At 52.4% G+C, this 22,534-nt stretch carries 20 protein-coding genes; 15 read left to right on the plus strand and 5 right to left on the minus strand.

Features of this window, described 5'->3' with window-relative positions; all coding sequences use genetic code 11:
* Nucleotides 1-362: 362 nt before the first annotated feature.
* Both OCL06_RS01710 and OCL06_RS01715 read right to left on the minus strand, forming a co-directional pair.
* The gene (locus OCL06_RS01710) at nt 363-2,054 is read right to left on the minus strand and encodes an NAD-dependent malic enzyme (RefSeq protein WP_262992013.1); all 1,692 of its coding nucleotides are present in this window, start codon (nt 2,052-2,054) and stop codon (nt 363-365) included.
* A 56-nt stretch (nt 2,055-2,110) separates the two neighbouring features.
* Nucleotides 2,111-4,759: a penicillin-binding protein 1A gene (locus tag OCL06_RS01715; protein WP_262992014.1), complete on the minus strand. Its 2,649-nt coding sequence runs from the start codon at nt 4,757-4,759 to the stop codon at nt 2,111-2,113.
* Between the two features lie 139 nt (nt 4,760-4,898).
* Here OCL06_RS01715 and pilM point away from each other — a divergent pair, with 139 nt between their 5' ends.
* From pilM to OCL06_RS01765, 10 genes are all read left to right on the plus strand, one after another.
* Nucleotides 4,899-5,966, plus strand: a complete 1,068-nt coding sequence (gene pilM / locus OCL06_RS01720; protein ID WP_262992015.1) for a type IV pilus assembly protein PilM — start codon at nt 4,899-4,901, stop codon at nt 5,964-5,966.
* Nucleotides 5,954-6,535, plus strand: a complete 582-nt coding sequence (locus tag OCL06_RS01725) for a PilN domain-containing protein (protein WP_262992016.1) — start codon at nt 5,954-5,956, stop codon at nt 6,533-6,535. The genes pilM and OCL06_RS01725 overlap by 13 nt, the downstream gene beginning before the upstream one ends.
* A gap of 1 nt (nt 6,536) precedes the next feature.
* On the plus strand, nt 6,537-7,148 hold the full coding sequence (locus OCL06_RS01730; RefSeq protein ID WP_262992017.1) for a type IV pilus inner membrane component PilO: 612 nt from the start codon (nt 6,537-6,539) through the stop codon (nt 7,146-7,148).
* The gene (locus OCL06_RS01735; RefSeq protein ID WP_262992018.1) at nt 7,145-7,693 is read left to right on the plus strand and encodes a pilus assembly protein PilP; all 549 of its coding nucleotides are present in this window, start codon (nt 7,145-7,147) and stop codon (nt 7,691-7,693) included. The genes OCL06_RS01730 and OCL06_RS01735 overlap by 4 nt, the downstream gene beginning before the upstream one ends.
* A complete protein-coding gene (locus OCL06_RS01740; protein ID WP_262992019.1) occupies nt 7,686-9,455 on the plus strand; it encodes a type IV pilus secretin PilQ in 1,770 nt (589 codons plus the stop codon). Before OCL06_RS01735 ends, OCL06_RS01740 begins: the two co-directional genes overlap by 8 nt.
* A gap of 292 nt (nt 9,456-9,747) precedes the next feature.
* On the plus strand, nt 9,748-10,263 hold the full coding sequence (gene aroK / locus OCL06_RS01745) for a shikimate kinase AroK (protein WP_262992020.1): 516 nt from the start codon (nt 9,748-9,750) through the stop codon (nt 10,261-10,263).
* A 23-nt stretch (nt 10,264-10,286) separates the two neighbouring features.
* Nucleotides 10,287-11,354, plus strand: a complete 1,068-nt coding sequence (gene aroB, locus OCL06_RS01750) for a 3-dehydroquinate synthase (RefSeq protein WP_262992021.1) — start codon at nt 10,287-10,289, stop codon at nt 11,352-11,354.
* 75 nt (nt 11,355-11,429) lie between these two features.
* The gene (locus OCL06_RS01755; RefSeq protein ID WP_262992022.1) at nt 11,430-12,896 is read left to right on the plus strand and encodes an SPOR domain-containing protein; all 1,467 of its coding nucleotides are present in this window, start codon (nt 11,430-11,432) and stop codon (nt 12,894-12,896) included.
* 86 nt (nt 12,897-12,982) lie between these two features.
* Nucleotides 12,983-14,386 (plus strand): sensor domain-containing diguanylate cyclase, encoded by a 1,404-nt coding sequence (locus OCL06_RS01760; RefSeq protein WP_262992023.1) that lies wholly within the window; start codon nt 12,983-12,985, stop codon nt 14,384-14,386.
* Nucleotides 14,387-14,628: 242 nt separating this feature from the next.
* Nucleotides 14,629-15,531, plus strand: a complete 903-nt coding sequence (locus OCL06_RS01765) for a Dam family site-specific DNA-(adenine-N6)-methyltransferase (protein ID WP_262992024.1) — start codon at nt 14,629-14,631, stop codon at nt 15,529-15,531.
* A gap of 110 nt (nt 15,532-15,641) precedes the next feature.
* On the opposite strand, the gene OCL06_RS01770 is transcribed toward OCL06_RS01765, so the two are convergent.
* From OCL06_RS01770 to OCL06_RS01780, 3 genes are all read right to left on the minus strand, one after another.
* Nucleotides 15,642-15,839 (minus strand): DUF2970 domain-containing protein, encoded by a 198-nt coding sequence (locus OCL06_RS01770; protein WP_262992025.1) that lies wholly within the window; start codon nt 15,837-15,839, stop codon nt 15,642-15,644.
* Nucleotides 15,839-16,138, minus strand: coding sequence for a hypothetical protein (locus OCL06_RS01775; RefSeq protein ID WP_262992026.1), 300 nt, complete (start codon nt 16,136-16,138; stop codon nt 15,839-15,841). Before OCL06_RS01775 ends, OCL06_RS01770 begins: the two co-directional genes overlap by 1 nt.
* A gap of 195 nt (nt 16,139-16,333) precedes the next feature.
* The gene (locus OCL06_RS01780; protein ID WP_262992027.1) at nt 16,334-16,999 is read right to left on the minus strand and encodes a TorF family putative porin; all 666 of its coding nucleotides are present in this window, start codon (nt 16,997-16,999) and stop codon (nt 16,334-16,336) included.
* A gap of 384 nt (nt 17,000-17,383) precedes the next feature.
* Here OCL06_RS01780 and rpe point away from each other — a divergent pair, with 384 nt between their 5' ends.
* The 5 genes from rpe (at nt 17,384) to OCL06_RS01805 (ending at nt 22,514) form a co-directional block, all read left to right on the plus strand.
* Nucleotides 17,384-18,061, plus strand: coding sequence for a ribulose-phosphate 3-epimerase (rpe, locus tag OCL06_RS01785; RefSeq protein ID WP_262992028.1), 678 nt, complete (start codon nt 17,384-17,386; stop codon nt 18,059-18,061).
* Between the two features lie 38 nt (nt 18,062-18,099).
* The gene (gene trpS, locus OCL06_RS01790; protein ID WP_262992029.1) at nt 18,100-19,107 is read left to right on the plus strand and encodes a tryptophan--tRNA ligase; all 1,008 of its coding nucleotides are present in this window, start codon (nt 18,100-18,102) and stop codon (nt 19,105-19,107) included.
* 19 nt (nt 19,108-19,126) lie between these two features.
* Nucleotides 19,127-19,726, plus strand: coding sequence for an anthranilate synthase component II (locus OCL06_RS01795; RefSeq protein WP_262992030.1), 600 nt, complete (start codon nt 19,127-19,129; stop codon nt 19,724-19,726).
* 119 nt (nt 19,727-19,845) lie between these two features.
* On the plus strand, nt 19,846-21,012 hold the full coding sequence (locus OCL06_RS01800) for an HDOD domain-containing protein (RefSeq protein WP_262992031.1): 1,167 nt from the start codon (nt 19,846-19,848) through the stop codon (nt 21,010-21,012).
* A gap of 293 nt (nt 21,013-21,305) precedes the next feature.
* Nucleotides 21,306-22,514, plus strand: a complete 1,209-nt coding sequence (locus tag OCL06_RS01805; protein ID WP_262992032.1) for an aspartate aminotransferase family protein — start codon at nt 21,306-21,308, stop codon at nt 22,512-22,514.
* Nucleotides 22,515-22,534: the final 20 nt, after the last annotated feature.

The raw sequence follows: 22,534 nt of genomic DNA on the forward strand, positions 1-22,534 counted from the left end.
GCTGTGTGCCAAACCCTATTTTCAATGTAATTTCAGTAAGTTAAATAAATTTAACCTACTATAGACTTTTGGCTAAGTAAGAAAATGTTGCACACTGCCTACACTTTTTTCACGGTGTCTGTTTCAGAAGTAAATGGAGAGTCCAATTTGCTGAAAAAACAGAATTTTTAATTCGCAGGAACGCCCTGAGCAACGTGTGTGAATAAAAGGGCTCGGGAGTAAATCGTGCAATCAACAGAACAAGCTGTCACTGACGCAATTTGTCGACAGTGGCGAGAGAGGTGAATGTGGGGAGCTCGGTACGCGTACGCGCAGAATACACGGTGCTGCCCGGCAGTGCCGGACAGCCTGGGTGAAAAGAATCAGATACTAACCCGCTTATAAGGGCGGTATTCTGCTTCCCAGAAGTTTTTCTCGATGGTGGCCTGCAGTGCTTCGTCGGTCATCTCCAGCGCCAGATCCTGCTGCATGGCCACTTTTGCCACGGCGAATGCAATTTTCTTGCTTAGCTCAGCAATCTCGGTGAGTGGCGGCAGCAGTGCACCGCTGCCGGTATTGGCCAGCGGAGACGCATCGGCCAGCGCATTACTGGCTGCCATCAACATTTCATCACTGATCAGGCGCGCCTTTGACGCTATCACACCCAGGCCGATGCCCGGGAATATGTAGCTGTTATTACATTGCGCTATCGGGAACGTGCGCCCTTCATACTCCACGGGTTCAAAGGGACTGCCGGTGGCGATAATCACCTCGCCCTTAGTCCATTCGATAACCTGCTCAGGCCGCGCTTCCACATGCCGTGACGGGTTACTCAACGGGAATATCACCGGCAGGTCATTGGCCTGCTTCATTGCCCGTACAACCTGTTCGGTGAATAGGCCCGGTTGCCCGGATACCCCAATCAGGATGTCAGGCTTGGCACAATGCACCACATCCAACAGCGAGGCATAGTCGCCACTGTAGGTCCAGTCAGCCAGGTCAGCCTTGCTCTGTTGCAATTTCTGCTGAAAGTCACGCAACCCTTCCATGCCTTCAGTTAGCAGGCCGTAGCGGTCCACCATAAAGACCTGTTTGCGGGCCTCGGCGTCGCTTAACCCTTCCTGTCGCATTTGCTGCACCAGCATTTCTGCAATCCCGCATCCGGCAGACCCTGCGCCCACGAAGACCACTTTCATATCAGAAAGCTTGCGTGAGGTAGTACGGGAGGCAGCCAGAATGGTGCCAAGCGTTACCGCCGCTGTGCCCTGAATATCATCGTTAAAGCAACAGATACTGTCGCGATAGCGGTTCAGGATGGGCATGGCATTGGGCTGCGCAAAGTCTTCAAACTGAATCATGACTTCAGGCCAGCGGCTTTTGGCTGCCTTGATAAACAGATCAATAAACTCGTCGTAGTCATCCTGACTGATGCGCGGGTGACGGGCGCCCATATACATAGGATCGTTTAACAGTTTTTCGTTGTTAGTACCTACATCCAGCATTACCGGCAGTGTATACGCTGGACTGATGCCGCCACAGGCGGTATACAGCGACAACTTACCAATGGGGATCCCCATCCCGCCGATGCCCTGATCGCCCAGCCCCAGAATGCGTTCGCCGTCAGTAACGACAATGACCTTTACCTTGCGTTTGGTTGCGTTACGCACGATGTCATCCAGCTGATGACGCTCTTCCCAAGACAGGAACAGCCCGCGGGAACTGCGGTAAATATCTGAGAACTGTTCACAGGCATCGCCCACGGTGGGCGTATAGATAATCGGCATCATCTCTTCAATATGTTTTTGAATGAGACGATAGAACAGGGTTTCGTTGTTATCCTGAATAGCCCGCAGGTAAATGTGCTTGTTCAGCGCGTCGTCGAAGCTGCGGTACTGCATGTACGCCCGCTCAACCTGTTCTTCAATACTTTCGTAACGGGGTGGCAGCAAACCGGTAAGGTTAAAAGCGGTACGCTCACGGGCGGTGAAGGCACTGCCTTTGTTCAGCAGGGGAGTCTCAAGCAGAGACGGCCCGGAGTGAGGGATATACAGATAGCGATTTGACTCTTCTGACATGGAATTTCCGAGTGTGTTTTCAGGCAAATTGTGGTGCCCGGGCCTGCACGTGTGTTTTAGAATATTTCTTCTGGCTCGGGCGTTTCGTTTTCATCTTCTACTGCAGGATCTATCACTTCGTCGTCGCGTACGTACACGCTCGGCTCAGTACCCTGAATGAAGTATTCGAATAGTGTCGTATGGTCTGTGCGGCGGGTCAACTTTCCACTGGTACGATCAATCCGTACACGCACAATATTTTCCGGAATGGGCATGGGTGTATGCGGCGTATCGGCCAGGGCTTCCTGCATAAAGCGGATCCAAGCCGGGCCGGCTGCTTTGGCACCATCTTCGGTGCCGATCAGCGCGTTGCCTATCCAGTTAAATTTCTCCGGATTGCGGTTTATCAGGTTCTGGTTACGGGTTGCCCGCCCCAACTGACGGTTAGGGTTATCAAAACCCACCCACGCGGTGGCTACCAGATCGGGGTGGAAACCGCTGAACCAGGTATCCCGGGAGTCGTTGGTAGTACCGGTTTTACCGGCAATGTCAGTGCGCTGGAGCAGGTTGCGGGCGCGCCAGCCTGTACCCAGCCAGTAGGTTTTCTTGTTCCAGCTGCCATTTGCGCGCACCCCGGTCCGCATCATGTCGGCCACCAGAAAGGCATTCTGGGCAGAAATCACCTGGGGTGCCGGCACCTTCTGTTCGGCTTCTTTCTTATCTGTGGTCACGCCATTCTGATTGAGCTGGGCGGCCAGCATGGCCTCTACATCATCTTCTGGCAGACCGCCTTCTTCGCCATCGTTGTCGGTGCAGGGGTCACACGCCCACAGCGGCTGCGTTTGCCACAGGAGTTCGCCTTCTTCATCGAGTACGCGGTCGATAAAGTGGGGACGCACCAGAAAGCCGCCATTGGCAATCACCGACATGCCCCGCACCACTTCCAGCGGGGTATGCGAGCCGGATCCCAACGACAGGGTTTCATCTAGCGGAATATCATCTTTTTCGAACCCGAACTTGGCGATGTGCTCGGCGGTTTCACGTAATCCCACGCCCCGCAACAGGCGCACGGAGACCACGTTTTTCGACTTGCCCAGTGCTTTTCGCATGCGGATCGGCCCATCATATTCAGCGGGCGAGTTCTCCGGCCGCCAGGCCACACCGGTAGCGGCATTCCATTGGTTAATGGGGGCATCATTAATAATTGAGGCCAGGGTATACCCTTTTTCTATGGCGGCAGAATATACGAAGGGTTTAATGTTCGAACCTACCTGACGCTTTGCCTGCGTGGCACGGTTAAACTGACTCTTATAAAAACTGTATCCTCCGACCACGGCTCGCACCGCACCGTTATCGGGATCCATGGCCACAAAGGCGCCACTGACTTCCGGCATTTGTGCCAGGCGCCAGTCGCCCTCTTGCTGACGAAGATATATCACCGCCCCTTCGCGCAATATGTCACTGGCCGTCTCCGGCTCGTTGCCCTGACGGCTGTCCGTAATGTATTCGCGGGCCCAGTCCAGCCCTTCCCAGGCTACGGTAATCTTCTCACCGTCCACGGTGAGCGTGGTTACTGACTGTTCGTCTACCGTCATCACCACCGCAGGTACCAGCGGATAAATGCGTTCTATTTTCTTCAGTGCTTCCACCAGACTCGCTTCATCCCAGTCTGTTTTGCGGTTGCGGGGCGTTGGCCCGTCAGTCAGCTTGGCTTCCTCCGCTTCCGCATCGGTAGCCTCCTGCTGGTCGCCCCACAAATGCATGAGCGGCCCGCGGTAACCGTGACGTTCGTCGTAGTCGTGCAGGTTACGTAATACTGCCTGCTGGGCGGCGCGCTGCAAATCTGAAGGGGCGGTGGCGTAAACCTGATAGCCACCGGTTTCCGCTTCTTCCTTACCGTACACTTCAACCATTTCGGAATAAATTAAATCGGCCAGATACGGCGCGTCCACCTCAATTTCGGCGCCATGTTTACGCGCCGTCACAGGCGCATTGGCCGCTTCTTCGAACTCCTGGCGGGTGATAAACCCTTCGTCCAGCATTCGCATCAACACAATACGACGTCGTTCCACTGAGCGGTCCGGCCTGCTGATTGGGTTCAGCACCGACGGTGCCTGAGGCAGCCCGGCAATGGTGGCTAGCTGGGCCAGACTCAGTTCTGATAACGGCTTGCCATAATACACCTGCGCGGCCGCGCCGAATCCAAATGCGCGATGTCCCAGCTCAATCTTGTTCAGATACAGCGCCAGAATTTCATCTTTGGTCAGCACCTGCTCCATGTGCAGCGCAATAAATATTTCTTTTATTTTCCGTATATAGGTTTTTTCGCGGGTTAAGAAAAAGCCCCGGGCCAGCTGCATGGTGAGGGTACTGGCACCTTGTTGCTTCTCGCCGGTAACAGCTAAATTAATGGCTGCCCGCACGATGCCGATAGGATCTATACCTTTGTGTTCATAGAACCTGCTGTCTTCTGTGGCCAGCACCGCGTCAATGAGTTGCTGTGGTACGTTGTCCAGTTCCACCGGAATGCGCCGTTTTACGCCATACTGGGAGATCAGGCGACCATCCTGCGTATAGATACGCATAGGCGTTTGCAAACGCACATCCTTCAGGACAGTGACACTGGGCAGGTCTGGTTTGATATAAAAATAAATACCAACCAGCGTTGCGGTACCTAGAATGCCAAGGATGATTGTTATAAAAAAGAGGGGCTTAATGTACTTCACGAATTAATGATACCAAGGCGAGTTAGCCAACATGACTTATATTTTTATACGTATGTGTCGTTAATAGAACCATAAAAAACGAAAAAATTGCGTAATATCCTAACGTAGAGAAGTAATCTGTGAATTCGGACACCAGCACATGAAATCGCTGTTTAAGAAAAAAATGCCCCCCATTGTGGGCGTAGACATAGGCACGCGTCAAATAAAAGCTGTGATACTTGAGCAGTCCGGCGACGGTTATGTCCTGCAGGCCTACGCCTGCGAACCTATTATGAAAAGTGCGTTTCAGGAGCGCGAAATAAAGGATTATGAGCCGTTAAGCGTGGCCCTTAAGAAAGTGAAGAAGGTGCTTAATGCCAAAGCCAAACAGGCTGCGGTGGCGGTAGCCGGCAGCTCGGTGATCAGTAAAGTGGTTTATATGGCACCAGAGCAAAACGACTTCGAAATGGAAAGTCAGATAGAAATCGAAGCTGACAGCCTGATCCCCTATCCCCTTGAAGAAGTCTACCTGGACTTTGAAGAACTGGGCGAAAGTGCCACCCATACAGGCAAAGTTGATGTGCTGCTTACCGCCGCACATAAAGACCAGGTTGATGCGCGCCTACTGCTGATACGTGAAGCCAACTATGAGCCCAAAGTGGTGGATGTAGAAGGTTACGCACTGGGTAATGCTATCGACTTTTTCCATCCGGGGGTGGATGAAGGTTCACGGGTATGCTGCATTAATGTGGGCGCCTCGTTACTGCAGGTATGTGTGTGGGATAATGGCAATATTGTGTACAGCAAAGAACATAACTTTGGCCTTAACGCATTAATCAGCGACCTGGCGGCCATTCATATGCTGGAGCGCGATGAAGCGGAGCGACAGCTGTTAGACCACAGCCTGCCGGCTTCGTGGGTAGAGGATACCCTGCCGCTGTTCGCCGCAAACTTATTGCAGAATATTAACCGTGCATTGCAGATGTATATGACCACGTTGCAGGCTGAGCGCCCGCAGAAGCTCTTATTGAGCGGCGGTGCGGCCGTATTGCCGCCGCTGGTAGAAACGCTGCAACACGATCTGGACATGGAGCTGGAAATTTTTAATCCCTTCGCCAATATGACAATTAATCCGAAACTGGATGCTGAACACCTGACGACAATCGCTCCGCAGCTGGCAATTGCCGCGGGACTGGCAAGCCGGAGCTTTACACCATGGCACATATAAACCTGCTGCCCTGGCGGGAACAACAGCGCCAGCATCAAAAACAACAATATCTGGCGGGCCTGGTGGCCGTGGCGGCAATTGTAGGATTACTGTTCTGGTTCATCGGTCAGGCTATCGATCAGCAAATCAGCAACCAGAACGCCCGGAACACGTTTCTGCAGTCTGAAATTGCCGTGCTCGATGCACAAATTGCCGCCATTCAGAAAATAAAAGAAAGTAAAAGTGCCATTGAGCAACGTATGGCGCTGATTGAGCAGTTACAGGCCAGCCGTAATATTGCGCCCTCTGTGTTCGACGAGCTGGCCCGTGTGGTGCCACCCGGGGTGTCTTTTAAGTCAATGCGCCGGGCGGGCAATATGATTGAAATAGAAGGCATCAGTGAGTCGAATAACCGGTTATCTGACTTTATGCGTAAGCTGGAGGCCTCGGCCGTATTTACCGGCGGCGACCTGTCTTCAATTGTGGCTGATACCACAGCCAGCGACGCGGTAAGTGACTTCACGCTACGTTTTACTATTAGTCCGGCTGTTGCCCCTTTAGAACCCACCGGCACGCAAGGGGCTAACTAACATGAAATTTGATGTCGCGAAACTCAAAGAGCTGAACGAGCTGGATTTCGAGCAAATTGCAGTATGGCCACGGGAAATCAAAATTGTGGTGTCGGCGTTCGTCGCTATCGTGATCGGCGCCCTCAGCTATTATTTACTGATTAGCCCTAAACTGCCTGTGCTTGAGGCCGCCGAGGCGAAAGAGCAGGAGCTGAAACTGCAGTTTGAGGCAAAGTACCGCATTGCCGTAAACCTGGAAGCTTACAAGGATCAGCTGGCCCGTATCGAAGAAGATTTTTCGTCGATGCTGAAGTCGTTACCGACCAGCAACGAAACGCCGGGGCTGCTCGATGATATTACCTACGTGGGCACCACGTCCGGGCTGAATTTTAAAATGCTCAACTGGCAACAGGAAATTCCCAAAGAGTTTTATACCGAGCTGCCAATTGAGATGGAAGTAACTGGCCGTTATCACAATTTTGGCGAGTTTGTGTCGAAAATTGCTGATTTACCGCGTATTGTTACCCTGCATGATTTCACGATTGAAAATCAGCAGGGTGAGTTACGACTGCAGTTACAGGCGAAGACCTATCGCACGGCAAATGATACCGATACAGCCGGAGGTGCCCAATGACCGCACTAACGCGGCTGCTAATAGTCGCCGGTACCATTGGTCTGGTAGCCGGTTGCTCGCCCCAGCTTAACGACCTGGTGACATACACCCAACAGGTCAAACAAACCACGCAGGTCTCCATTGAGCCCTACCCTGAGTTTGCTGAACAACCGGCCTTTGTCTATGCCGCACAGGACTTACGCAGTCCGTTTGTGCGGCCACGGAATAAGGCCACCCAAACCGAAGTTGTACAAAAAGCCAACTGTCTGCAACCAGACTTTGGTCGCCAGAAAGAAAAACTCGAAGAATACGGCCTCGACGCACTGGCCCTGGCCGGCAATTTTACCTCACAGGGTAAGCGCTGGGCATTGTTTAAAACCAACGACGGCGGTCTTTATAAAGCTTCCGTTGGCAGCCATGTGGGCCTGTTTCACGGCGAAGTCAAAGCCGTCAAAGCCAATGAAGTGGTCATTGAACAATTGTTGCCAGACGGCGCTGGATGCTGGCAACGCAAAGAAACGACGCTGACGCAAACTGCGACAGCAGGAGAAAATGGTAATGTCTGAACGCTATATTTTTAATAAGAAACTGAACAGACGCCGCAGCAGGTGGACCTGGCTGGGCGGCGCCACCATTGCCATGTTGTTATTTCAGGTGTTTGCCGAACCGGTGAGCGCACAGGAAGACACCCCGCTGCTTGACCCCTATAAAGCCGCCACCAATGCCAGCGCCACGCTGACGGACATCGACTTTACCCGCACTGGGAACGACACCGCTGTCACGTTAATCACCTTTGATACCACAGGTGCCGTCCCGCAGCTGATTGAATCACAGGGTAAGCTCACAGTAACCTTGCCCGGTGTTACCTTAGCAGGCGATCAACTGGTTGAACTGGACGTGTCTCAGTTTGGCACCGCCGTGTCAACCATTGAAACCTTTGAAGACGATGAAGCCAGCCGGGTAGAATTAAAATACGACGGTCAGGTTTTTGCGCGTCACAGCATCGAAGACACCACACTGCGCATCGAAATTGAGCCGATGAGTGATGAGCAAATTGCCGAGCTGAACCAAACCAGCAAATATACCGGCGAACCGCTGTCACTGGACTTCCAGGATGTGCCGGTCCGTAAAGTGCTGCAAATCATTGCCCAGGTAAACGGCTTTAATCTGGTGACGACCGATACCGTGTCCGGCAATGTCACCATCAGCTTATCCGGCGTGCCTTGGGATCAGGCGTTGGACATGATCCTGAAAGTGAAAGGACTGGACAAGCGCCTGGAAGGCAACATTCTGTTAATTGCGCCTTCCGAGGAACTGGCCGCCCGTGAAGCCCAACAACTGCAGTCTAAAAAGCAGGTCTCAGACCTGACTCCGCTGAAGTCGGGCAGCATCACGGTGAACTACGCCAAAGCGGCTAATTTAGCGACCATTCTGAAATCCTCAGAAGGGGGGATTTTGTCTGAGCGCGGCTCGGTGACAGTGGATGAGCGTACCAATACGATTTTGGTTCGTGATACCCAGGAGTCGATAGACGAAGCCCGGGCTATGGTGAATTCTCTGGATATACCGGTAAAACAGGTGCTGATTGAAAGCCGGATGGTCACCGTGCGTGACAATGCCGACGAGCAGCTGGGGGTTCGCTGGGGGTTCAGTGACCGTCAGGATGACAACGGGGTGTCCGGTTCGTTGCAAGGTGCAGATACCATCAATAGTGGTATCGTGCCCGCGATTGGCGACCGCCTGAATGTAGATTTGCCAGTGATTAGTCCGGCCGGCCGGATTGGTTTCCAGGTTGCCAGCCTGGTGGATGGCACTATTTTGGATTTGGAACTTTCTGCTCTGGAGTCTGAAAATAAGGGGGAAATCATTGCCAGCCCAAGAATTACCGTGGCAAATCAGCAGGAAGCCTACATTGAGCAGGGCACGGAAATTCCCTATGTGCAGGCCACATCCAGCGGCGCCACCTCGGTGGAATTCAAAAAAGCGGTACTGAGCCTGAAAGTAACGCCGCACATTACCCCTGATAACCGAATTATACTAGACTTGGTAGTGACGCAGGATACCCGCGGCGAAACCGTGTCGACCTCAACCGGTCCGGCGGTGGCTATTGATACGCAGGAAATCAAAACCCAGGTGCTGGTAGAGAACGGCGAAACTGTGGTGCTTGGCGGGATCTTTCAGCAAATTAATACCGACGACGTAACCAAGGTGCCGTTATTTGGTGATCTGCCGGTAGTGGGGAACCTGTTTAAGAACACCGCCAAAATTTATCAGAAGCGGGAACTGTTGATATTTGTTACGCCAAAAATTGTGGCTGAAACGCTCTGACAGACAGCCAGACTTCCGCTAATAATACGGATTTAACAAAAGGGCGCTATTAAGCGCCCTTTTTACAGCAAATTACATTTGTAAGCTGCTGATAATTCGTGCTTTTAAATTTGACGATAACAAAACTTGCAAGCCCTTGCAGGAAACTGAGATAATCCCCGCCTCGAAAATAAAGCGAGGTTAAGGCATGGTGCTTATTGGACAGATAAATAAGCACGCAAGAATGGGTGGCCAGACCGAGTTTTCATAGCACACCACCCCTAACACTAGAAAAGTTGTGATATAAGCAAATATGGCTGAAAAACGTAATATCTTTTTGGTTGGTCCTATGGGTGCGGGTAAAAGCACGATAGGCAGACACCTGGCAGATGAGCTTCACCTAGATTTTTATGACTCCGACCAGGAAATTGAGCGTCGAACCGGTGCTGATATCGCCTGGATTTTCGACCTTGAAGGTGAAGATGGTTTCCGCAAGCGCGAAGAAAACGTCATCTACGATCTGACGGACAAGCAGGGTATTGTGCTTGCTACCGGTGGCGGTTCAGTCGTGAACAAATCAGTCCGTAACCGGCTGTCTGCGCGCGGTATCGTGGTGTATCTGCAAACCACCATCGACAAACAAGTTGCCCGGACACAACGGGACAAGCGTCGTCCGCTTCTGCAAAATGGCAATCCGGAGCAGGTGTTAAAAGACCTGGCGGAAGAACGTAACCCCATGTACGAAGAAGTGGCCGATTACATTGTTGACACTGACGACCAGTCGGCACGCGCGGTCGCAAATCAAATCATTGGTAAAATTGGTTTATAACTAACGCATAAGGAACTACGCCCATGTCAACCTTAACTGTGGAACTTGGAGAGCGTAGCTACCCTATCGTTATCGAGGCCGGACTGCTTACGCAGCCCGGCTTTTTTACGTCCTATATAAAAGGCCCGCTGGCGGTCATTGTGACCAACGAGACTGTGGCTCCCCTTTATCTTGAGCAGGTCATCGCCGGCTGTGACGGCAAACAGGTAGAAACAATTATCCTGCCCGATGGCGAACAGTATAAGTCGCTGGATCAGTTTGCGGTGGTGATGACCCGGTTGCTGGAAATGAATGCTGCCCGGGATACTACCCTGATTGCATTAGGGGGCGGAGTCATTGGTGATTTATGCGGATTCGTCGCCGCCACCTACCAGCGTGGCGTGCCGTTTATACAGGTGCCCACCACTCTGCTCTCCCAGGTCGATTCCTCAGTAGGCGGTAAAACTGCGGTCAACCATCCGCTGGGTAAAAACATGATTGGGTCGTTTTATCAGCCGGTGTTAGTGGCCATCGACACCCACTCTTTAAACACCCTGCCCGACCGTGAGTTTGCTGCCGGCATGGCGGAAGTGATCAAATACGGCATTATTTATGACAGTGACTTTTTTGCGTGGCTGGAGAACAACACTGACGCACTGAAAGCCCTGGACAATGACACCTTGGTGTCAGCAATCCGGCGCTGCTGCGAAATAAAAGCCGATGTAGTGGCAAAAGACGAACGGGAAGGCGGTCTGCGTGCCATACTCAACCTTGGCCATACCTTTGGTCACGCTATTGAAGCAGAGCAAGGCTATGGTAACTGGTTACACGGCGAAGCTGTCGCCGCTGGTACTATAATTGCTTGTAATGCAGCAATGCACCTGGACTGGTTCACCGCGTCGGAAACCCGGCGGGTCAGCGAGCTCTTTGAGGCGTTTGCGCTGCCAGTAAGCGGCCCGACGTCCATGACCAAAGCTGACTACATGAAGCATATGCGGCGGGACAAAAAAGTTGAAGCCGGTAATATTCGTTTCGTCTTACCCCGGCATATTGGCCATGCAGTTGTCACTAAAGACGTTAGTGACGACATTCTGACTGCCATTCTCGCCTGATCCCAGCCCGGCTGCAGTTATCTTACGACACGGGTTTTTCCCGGCGACCATGACGCGCTTTCTGAGGACACGCTCATGCACTCTGAATTGCATGATAGATTAGAATATCTGGTAAATTATTCATCGCAGCTTATTTTTGTAAGCGGTGACTCTATTTCGCAGCAACAACGCACGCTGGAAGCCTTTGTGTTTCAGCAACACGAAGACACCGAAATTGCCTTTGTGAGTGCCGATGAGGCGATGGACATTACCGATTATCGTCGGCAACTGTGCCGTCAGCTGTTGGGGCAGGTCGTGGGCAGCTATGTCCGCCCGTTGAATGAATTGTTGGCCTCTCTGAACCAGCATGAAGGCCCAATCCTCGTTACCATCACCCAGGCACAGTTTATACCTGACAGTCTGCTGCAGGAGTTGTGGGATCTCGTACTCCAGAGCCGGTTTGGGGGCAATAAGCAGCACCTGAATGTGTTACTGTTTGGCGAAACCCTGTGGGCAGAAAAAGCCAAGCAATGGCTGCCCGCCAAAAACACCGACACCCCGCTGCTCATTTCCAGCCAGTCCGTGCACAGCGATCCGGTTGATTCAGATCTGGACAAACTGCTGGCGCGTCAGCGCGAAGGCTACCAGCAGCATATGGCTGCCCGGTACGGGAAGTCAGGCTCACCAGGATCCGCGACCTTGCGCTCAACATGGTTCTGGGTAGCTGTAAGCTGTTTGTTCGTGAGCGTTTTTGCAGGCCTCATTGCCTGGCAGTATGGCAAGGACATCAGCACACTCTTCGCGCCGCTGGAGTCAGCCGCTCCCCCGGCATCCACTGACAGCGTCGTTCCCGGCTCAGCCTTTTCATCGCTGGCCAACGAGCCGCGCAACACAGTTGCCGAACCTGCGCTACCTCAGATAATCCCTGCCAGTGAGCCGGTCACTGAGACCGCTGCTACAGATAGTGGCACCGGGAACGATGGCGAACTGGTCACCGACTGGCAGCAAGCCGTCGCTGCACTTCCGGCCCCCGCGGTACAAGACGCTCCCGCAACGCCAGATGCACAACAAGACGTCCTCGCCAGCCAACCGCAAACAGTGCCGACGGACGCTTCAACGGAGCCAGTCACGCCGCAAAATGACAGCCCTGTCCGCGAAAAACCCGCCGTGGACACCCTCACAGCTAAGGCGTCGTCGGCAGCCACAAAGGCTGACACAGAAGCAGCGCCGGCTGAGACTGTCGCTCAGACGACAACCTCGGATAATGCATTGTTGGTGAGCAAGCTGCGTTCGGATGACTTTTTGCTGCAACTGGCCGGGTTGCAGGATCGCCAGCTGTTGAACGACTTTGTCACTGATAATCAGCTTGGCAAGCTTACCCATGTATATCAGACCCGGCGGTATGGCGGCGACTGGTACGTACTGGTTTTTCACCAGCCGTTTGGTTCGTTGGCCGAAGCAAAAGGCGCATTAAGCGCTCTCCCCCAGTATCCGGGGCGAGGGGAGGCGTTTGTGAAACGTGCCGACCAGGTTCTGTCCGAAATACGCCTGACACAGCAGTAGCAGCCCTCCAAAAAAGATGATCGTCTGGGTGATGGTTAACGTAAAGTTTTTTTAATATTTACAATAAAAGAACTCACCAGCACACCATGACGCGTCATCGTAATCAATCGGGATACCGCGACAATCTGAACATTCAGCCTGGCCGGGGTCAGTATCTTACTGTGGCCGCCAGCGCGCTGGTTATCATTGCTATCAGCGTCCTCTCTGTGATCTACGGACAGTTACCTGGGGAGCCATCGGGCGCCTTCTTAGGGGCGTATGGCACTGCAGTGGTCATGCTGGAAACATTCAGTGCAATTTTGCTGTTTGCACAATTCAGAAAGACCGGTCACCTTACCTTTGGTTTGTTGGCAATGGCGTATTTATGGGTTGCCCTGATTGCGCCTTTTCAGGTGGCTTTACTGGCCGGTGCCTTTAACGATGTCGCTATGATTGCCACTTCCCCGTCCACGGCTGCCTGGCTCTGGACCTTCTGGCACCTTGGGTTTCCCATATTCATTGCCCTTGCGATGTTGCTGAATGGCAGAGCGCCGGTAGTCATCAGTGAATTTGGCAGCTGGTCAGCTTTACTGCTGGGCGGTACGCTGGTGCTGGCATTTTTAGCCATTGTGCCTACCCTGTTCGGCTGGTTCGAATTTCCTTCTCTGCTGCAGGACACGACCGCTTTTTCCGCCACGCTGCTGGATGTTATAGGTCCCCTTAATATTGGCTTGTGTCTCACTGCACTGGCTATCATTGTCATTAAAGGCAGGTTCAATACCGGTATTTACGCGTGGCTGGTCATTGCCTTACTGGCGGCCACCTGTGAAGGAATGGTAGCGATTTATTCTGGCTCCCGCTTTAGTTTGGGGTGGTATGCCGCCCGCATCCTGAGCCTGATTTCATCCTCTGCGGTATTTTTCGCGCTGCTGGTAGAAACCATTCAGCTGTACCACAAGATTATGCAGCAAAATGAAACCCTGTATGAGCTGGCCTCCACTGACAGCCTTTCCGGCCTGGCCAACCGCCGGGCGTTTGACCTGCGGCTTAACGAAGAGCTCAGACGCAGTAAACGCAGCAAATCCCCCCTTAGCCTGATCCTGCTGGACGTAGATAACTTTAAACAGTTTAACGACCGTCATGGTCATAATAATGGTGACCATTGCATTCGTCATATTGGCAAAACACTCACCACTACGCTGAGCAGAGAAACCGACTTTCCGGCCCGTGTAGGCGGCGAGGAATTTGCGGTGGTGTTGCCTGGCTCTGACAGTAACGATGCCCAGACAATTGCGGAACGTATCCGTCACCGTATTGCCGAAACCAGTGTGCAGCTTGATGATGGAAGCGACGTCTATGTGTCCGCCAGCATAGGGGTCACTACTGTGGTACCGAAGTCCCGCACCCGCAGCAGCACGTTATTAAAACAGGCTGATAAAGCCCTGTACGCCGCCAAAGCCGCCGGTAAAAACTGTATTCGTACTGCGCAAAAGACCCTTAGTGTGGCATAGGCGTTACATACACTCATGCACTGGGCGCGTATTCACCGTATTTTCCCCGCTGGAACACAAAAAAAACCAGCATCCGGAGTTTGTAGGTTGTCGCGATCTCCGATGCCAGATACAATCCTGATTCATAAGAGTGGTTAGGTCGTGCCTGTCTTGGTTGTCGCAATTGGCATGACAAGCTTCAGCACCTTCTGGTACTTCAGAAAGCCACCGCTTCCATTCCGCGCGGGTAGTGTTAATAGAGCATGATGCATAAGAAAAACCGGGCCTTCCTTAAGTGGGCCGGTGGCAAGTACAGTCTGGTAGAACACATTGAAGCCAGATTACCTCAGGCCAACAAACTGATTGAGCCGTTTGTCGGGGCCGGCTCGGTATTTCTGAATACCCAGTACAAAAAGTACCTGCTGAACGACATCAATGCCGATCTCATCAATCTGTACAATTTTCTCAAAGAACAGCCAGACGCCGTCATTCATGATGCCCGGCAGTTTTTCACTGCGCGCAACAACGAAGAAAACCGCTACTACAGTTTACGGGAAGAATTTAACGGCACTGCTGATGATTATTATCGGGCGGTACTGTTTTTGTACCTTAACCGGCATGGCTACAACGGACTGTGCAGATACAGTCTGAGTGGCAAATTCAATGTCCCTTTCGGGCGCTATAAAAAGCCATACTTCCCCGAAGACGAAATGCTGTTTTTTGCAGAAAAATCGCAACGGGCGACTTTTACCTGCTTACCTTTTGAGAAAGTCTTTAGCCGCGCCCGCCGTGGCAATGTGGTGTATTGCGACCCACCTTACGCCCCCATCAGCAAAACTGCCGCCTTTACCAGTTATGCGGCCCGCAGTTTCGGCCACGACGCCCAACACAAGCTGGCCACGCTGGCCCATCGCGCATCTGCAGTGCGTGGTATTCCGGTGTTGATATCAAACCATGACTTGCCGGTGACCCGGGAACTTTACCAGGGTGCCGACTTCAGTATGCTGTCGGTAAAACGTTCAATCAGTCAAAATGGCGCCAAACGGAAGCCGGCGGCTGAAATTCTGGCGTTCTTCCCACCTACCGAAAACCCGGTGAAACCTCGTCGTCGCAAGAAAAAACCGAAAACTGTAGCGGCCAATGCGGCTCGCATTACGCTGACCTAAGCGGCCACTGAGTCTGGAAAGTCGGTGACTGCGTTGCCGTTTCAATAAGGGAAGCACTGCACGAGTCCGCTTACTCACCACTGGCGGGGGTCAGATACGGGCTGCCGTCACTACTGCACCAGCCAGCGCACGAACAGTAACAAGCTCACGACAAACAGCGCCACAAACACTACCCCTACAATGATATACGTCAGCGGGGAAGCTTGATTAAAATCTCGTTGGTAATTTTGCTGGCTCTGCACCCCAAAAGCGCTGGCCAATACACTCAGAATAACCGCGATCAGGCCGGGCTTAGTCGAGCCTGACACTACTCACCTTGCGGAGAAGATAAGTCACCGTCGTTACTGTCATCGTGCAGTAACTCCAGTAAATCCAGATAATGGAAATCGTAGGAAAGGGAACGTCCGGCCACCCAGGATAACCAGCTGACTTCACCCATATTGACACGGCTGCACTGGTTTTGAATGTGGCTGGCGGGTAAGCGGGCATCGAACTGCTGCTCGGGTTGAAACTCACACACGGTTTCGGGCTCTGTCACCGTAACAGCGCCAGCTAAGCCGAGGCCAGCTACACATGCCATCATTGTCATGCTGGTTTTAATCGTCATCCTGAACACACCAATACCGCTTAAAATTTAACCTCATTATAATACTAACTTTGCGAACAACAACCACTTCTTTAAGAGAAACTGAAAAACTGTACCCTCTGCACGCCGCGAACCCGTTATTTGCTACAGTGGCACGACGACAGCACGCCCCGGTACTGCTTACCGCCGGGGGCACAATCGGGCATTCAGTTTACATTAAAATGTGGTACCCCAGCTTACAACGAATTTAGTGTCATCGTCGCCGGACTCTTGCTGTGCTTTGGACACAGTCAGTGTGAAGTCGCCTTTCGACAGATCCGCCTGGAAGTGTCCGTAGTCAGAGTCATCACCGGCATCAAAATCATAATAACCGTAGGTCATACTCAGACCAAATTCCTCTGGTAAGTCCCAGCCATAGGATACGTTATAATAAATGTCGCCACTGTCGTACAATGAGCCGTCAGCGACATCGGAGGCCACCGTGTAAGCCACACCAAAGCCCAGCCCCATGTAACTACCATTGAAATATACTTCGCCGAAGTCGGAATTTTCATAACCGGTGGCGGGATAGACGTAATGGATATACCCGACGTCATAGCCGAAATCGCCCGACATTCCGCTATAGCCCAGGTAGTAATCGTTCTCCGTACCACTACCGTTGCCCCAATCGATTGTGCCAATCCAGGTGCCGGCATAAAAGCCGCTCTCGTGAGAGTAATCTAAGCCACCAGAGACAGACGGATCGTTCATGCTTTGTGTGACTCCGCGCCAAAGGTAATTACTGGTGACCCCAATATTAGCTTCTACGGCAGCCTGTGCCTGTCCCAAACCTGCCGTCGACGCAATAACCAGCGCCAGCGCTGACAATCTAACTGTTTTCATGTGTGCTCTCCGTTGGATTAACTAACTTGCTGTTCGTAAAGTTTCTGTCTTTTTATAACCGAACTACGCAAATCTAATGCCCACGCTTGCCACAATTTTCACAGCCAGAACAAACCCCATAAGCAACTGATTATGCTAACTTTTTTGCCCATTAAAAATTTCGCGTTGAAATCTGCCTGTCCATCTCCCTGCTTAAATTTGCACCAGCAAAAGGCACAAGCCCTTTTTCGGTGCACGGTTTTCACTTTAGTACACCGCCAGATTTAGGTACAATTTTCGTGCATTTTTCTACCCAAAACCGATCCACATCGCGGGTGCGCTACTATTCTGGCAGTGTGCCTCCCGTCAGTGCCCCTGCACTGACTGACTTAAAAAGGATGATTCATGAACAAGTGTATGATTGCACCCTCTATCCTGTCGGCAGACTTTGCACGACTGGGCGATGAAGTCGAAGCGGTGCTGGAGGCCGGCGCTGACGTTATTCATTTTGACGTAATGGACAACCATTATGTGCCGAACTTGTCATTCGGCCCGATGATTTGTGAAGCGTTACGTAAGCATGGCATTACCGCGCCGATTGATGTGCACCTGATGGTAAGTCCGGTGGACGACCTGATCGAACAATTTGCCGAAGCCGGTGCCAGCTATATCAGTTTTCATCCTGAGGCGTCACAGCACGTCGACCGGTCTCTCCAGCTCATCGAGGATGCCGGCTGTGAACCGGGGCTGGTACTGAACCCCGCCACCCCGTTGCACTATCTCGACCATGTTATGGATAAGCTACATCATATTTTGGTGATGTCGGTAAACCCGGGATTCGGCGGCCAGGCGTTTATACCTTCCACCCTGGATAAGCTCCGTCAGGTGAAGCAGCGGGTTGTGGCCAGTGGCAGAGATATTCGAATAGAAATTGACGGCGGCGTAAAAGTCGATAACATTCGCGAGATTGCCGAGGCCGGAGCCGATATGTTCGTCGCGGGATCCGCCATTTTCAACGCCGACGATTACGGCGAGGTTATCGACGCCATGCGCCGTGAAATTGCCGCCGTATCACAAGCCTAATTAATTTGTAACTCAGTTATCAGCAGGTATTTATCACCATGAGCACCAAACCCATTGTATTAAGCGGCTGTCAGCCTTCAGGTCAACTTACCCTCGGTAATTACATGGGTGCCTTGAAGCAGTGGGTTGCCATGCAGGATGATCACGATTGCCTGTATATGCTGGTAGACTTGCACGCCATTACCGTTCGCCAGGACAGAGAAGCGTTGTATAACGCCTGCCTGGATGGCCTGGCGCTGTATCTGGCATGCGGCATCGATCCGCAACGCAGCACCCTGTTCGTGCAATCCCATGTCCCGGAGCATGCACAGCTGGCGTGGGTACTGAACTGCTATACGCAGATGGGCGAACTGAACCGCATGACTCAGTTTAAAGACAAGTCTGCCAAGAACGTCAACAATATCAATGTGGGCCTGTACAGTTATCCGGTGCTGCAGGCGGCTGACATTCTGGTTTACGGTGCGCACAAGGTACCGGTGGGCGAAGATCAAAAACAGCATCTTGAGCTTACCCGCGATATCGCCACCCGGTTTAACAATCTGTACGGCGATGTGCTGACGCTTCCGGAGCCTTATATTCCAGAATTCGGGGCCCGCATCATGAGCCTGCAAGAGCCAGAACGCAAAATGTCCAAATCGGACACCAACCCCAATAATTTTATTGGCCTGTTGGAAGAGCCGAAAAAACTGACCAAGAAAATAAAACGCGCCGTCACTGACTCTGACGAGCAGGCGCGTATTTATTTTGATCCTGAAGAAAAAGCCGGCGTGTCCAACTTACTCACGCTGTTGTCACTGGCCACCGGCAAGTCGGTAGAAGCGCTGGTGCCCGAATACGAAGATAAAATGTATGGGCACCTGAAAGGCGATATCGCTGACGCGGTGGTCGCGCTGGTAGAGCCTATTCAACAGCGCTTCACTGCCCTGCGGGAAGATCGCGCCTACCTGGACAGCGTCATGAAAGCCGGTGCTTATAAAGCCTCAGCCCGCGCTACAGAGACATTGCAGCGGGTCTATGATGCCGTTGGCTTTATCACCAAGCCTTAAGCTGACACGGTAACTCCGCATGTTATTGCTCATCGATAATTTTGACTCTTTCACCCACAATCTGGCGCGGTATTTCCGTGAGCTGGGCAGTGAGGTGGAAGTGGTGCGCAATAACGCAATATCGCTGCCGGACATCGCCTCACTGGCGCCGGACCAGCTGGTGCTGTCGCCCGGCCCCTGTACGCCGGATGATGCTGGCATCAGCCTGGCAGCCATTGAACGGTTCAAGGGACACATCCCCATGCTGGGTGTGTGTCTGGGCCATCAAGCCATTGGTCAGGTATTCGGGGCCAGAGTCACCGGCGCCAGGGAAATCCGTCACGGTAAAACCTCGCCGGTTTATCACCGCGGCCAGGGGCTGTGCCAGCAGTTGGCTTCTCCCTTCACTGCTACTCGCTATCATTCGCTGGTGCTGGAGCCGCACACCCTTCCTGACTGCCTGCGGGTAGACGCGTGGTGCGAAGACGCCGACGGCTACCGGGAAATTATGGCGCTGTCCCATCGTACGCTCCCCATCTGGGGCGTGCAGTTCCATCCAGAGTCTTTATTGACAGAATACGGCCATCAAATTCTGGATAATTTCCTGCATCACGCCCGTATTACACAAAAAATTGCGTAAAATGTTCAGGTCTGTTCACCTTTTCCGATAAAACAGAGTAGTATTTAAAAAAACAGGATGAAAATTATGCACGTTGACCAGAAGAGTTGGCGGCATTGACGAGCAGGAGCCCGTATACGATGACGGAATCGCCATCGCAGCCTTCCTTTAATGAACGCTTCGACAATTTGTTAATTGCGCCGGCTCGCGTAATGAAGATGATTGGCAAACGAGGCCCCGGTGAAGTGCTGTTCGAAGAGTCTGAGCAGGGTGACGCCCGCCGTCAGTTACTCAATGTCGAAAAGGTGGCGATAAAGAACAAAGAGTTACAGGCAAAGCATGATGCCTCCTACCTGGATAGCGTACGCTACGACCTCCACGAGCAGCTCCTTACCGATTTACACGCTGAACTGGAAAACTCCGAAAACGTATACCGCCGCACCTTGTCGCTGTCGGAAGACACACCGGCAATGCTTGATGTCATGTCGGTAAAAGCCACCTCGGTATCAAAAATAGAACCCTTTGCGGCCGCCCAGCCGTGGCTGTATGACGAACTCATGCAGGTTGTTAACTCCCCGACCCACCGCCGACGTGACTCTAAAGGACGGGTCATTGTGGTGGAGTCCATGCGCACCGCACTGAGCTTCCTGGGCATTGAGAATTTACGGGTTTTATTGCCCGCCCTGGTGTTACGCCGGGCTATTCCACAAATCACCGACCCGTACCCCCTCATCAAGCACCAGTTGTTGAACTATGCGTACGGCACGGCGGTCACCGCCCGTGAGTTGAGTCGCTTTGGCAGTATTCGTCCTACCGAGGCCTACACTCTGGGCATGCTGTCTAATCTAGGACGCTGTGCCATCATCCGGCTGTATTTTCGACTGTTTGACCAGGTCCAGCGGCGCATGCTCGAAGAGGCGCAGAGCAACCGTCAACGGGACCTCCACGATGCGCTACTAAAGCTGCGTCCCTCTGCCAACTATCTGATAGCGCTACAAAATGAATACGCAGAGAAAGTGACAGCAGATATCTTTGAGCACATGCACTTTAAGCGGCTGGGTATTGCAGAAGCTATGCGGACCATTGCCACTGATGGGGAAAGCACACCAGGCTCGCTGGTAGAGTTGCTTCGTCAGTCCCGGCTGTATACTCAGGTGCGCATGGCCCATCGCTCGAAAGTGCTGGAAAAAGACGAAATCAAAGACGCAATTCGCCAGCAGCCCAAATATCCCTCCGGGTCACTGGAAGTACTCAGAGGTGTAAACATTTTCCAGTTACCGGTCACCTCGAATACCGAAGACGCTTAATTTTTTGTGGATATTCATGCAGACAGCGACCCGCTCCCCCCAACGTCCTGTCCGTTGCTGAGTCGATCGCCTGTAACGCCAATACCACCATTCGCTGCTAACCTGCCTTTCTTAAATAGTTATTCACTTTTCCTGCAAATTAAGCCAGAACCCTTGAATATCAAGGGCTTCGGCCATGCACTGGGGAGACAAACTGGTTAATAAATGGCATAATATTGAGCTAATCCGATCACTGTACGCGTGGTGCAGGTATTAAATACATATCGGCTCGCGCTCACATAGAGGTAAAAAAGATGAAGGTAACTCGCGCAACATTTGATGAAGTCATGGTACCCAACTACAACCCTGCCGGCATGGTGCCAGTCCGGGGTGAAGGGTCTCGTGTATGGGACCAGGACGGTGCAGAGTACATCGATTTTGCCGGCGGTATTGCCGTAAACGTACTGGGTCATTGTCACCCCGAGCTGGTAGGTGTACTACAGGATCAGGGCAGCAAGCTCTGGCACTTGTCTAATGTGTTCACCAACGAACCCGCCATGCGTCTGGCCGCCAAGCTCACCGACGCGACTTTCGCCGATAAAGTGTATTTCGCTAATTCCGGCGCCGAAGCCAACGAAGCCGCCCTCAAGCTGGCCCGTCGCTTTGCGCTGGATAAGCACGGTGAAGATAAAAATCAAATCATTGCGTTTAACAAAGGCTTCCATGGCCGTACCTTCTTTACGGTTACAGTAGGTGGCCAGGCAGCATACTCAGACGGCTTTGGCCCTAAGCCTGGCGCAGTAGACCATTGCGATTACAATGATCTGGCGGCTTTTGAAGCCCTGATTTCTGACAAAACCTGTGCCGTAATGATGGAGCCGTTGCAGGGTGAAGGCGGCATCATTCCACCCGACGCAGACTTTGTCCGTGGCGTCCGTGAATTGTGTGACAAGCACAATGCGCTGCTTATTTTTGATGAAGTTCAGTCAGGTGTAGGCCGCACTGGTCATCTGTATGCATATATGGGTCTGGGCGTAACGCCAGATATTCTGACTACCGCGAAATCATTGGGCGGCGGCTTCCCCATTGGCGCCATGCTAACCACCACAGAAATCGCTGCGCATCTGAAGCCTGGCACGCACGGCAGCACTTACGGCGGTAACCCGCTGGCCTGTGCCGTGGCCGAGAAAGCGTTGGATATCGTAAATACCCCCGAAGTGATGGAAGGCGTACTGAAAAAAGAAGCGCTGTTCCGTGAACTACTGGAAGAGATCAACAACAAATACCATGTATTCAGTGAAGTACGTGGTAAAGGCATGCTGCTGGGTTGTGCATTAAGCGATGACTACCAGGGCCGCGCCCGTGATTTCCTGATGGCTTCAGCCGAAGAAAATCTGATGTGTCTTATTGCCGGTGCGAACGTAGTGCGGTTTGCGCCGTCACTGATCATTCCAGACGAAGACATCAAAGAAGGGCTTGCCCGCTTTGAACGTGCCGTGGCGCGTGTTGTAAACGCCAAGTAATTCTCTAACTGTTGAGTCAG

The sequence above is a fragment of the Alteromonas salexigens genome (genome assembly GCF_025628895.1).
Lineage (GTDB): Bacteria > Pseudomonadota > Gammaproteobacteria > Enterobacterales > Alteromonadaceae > Alteromonas > Alteromonas salexigens.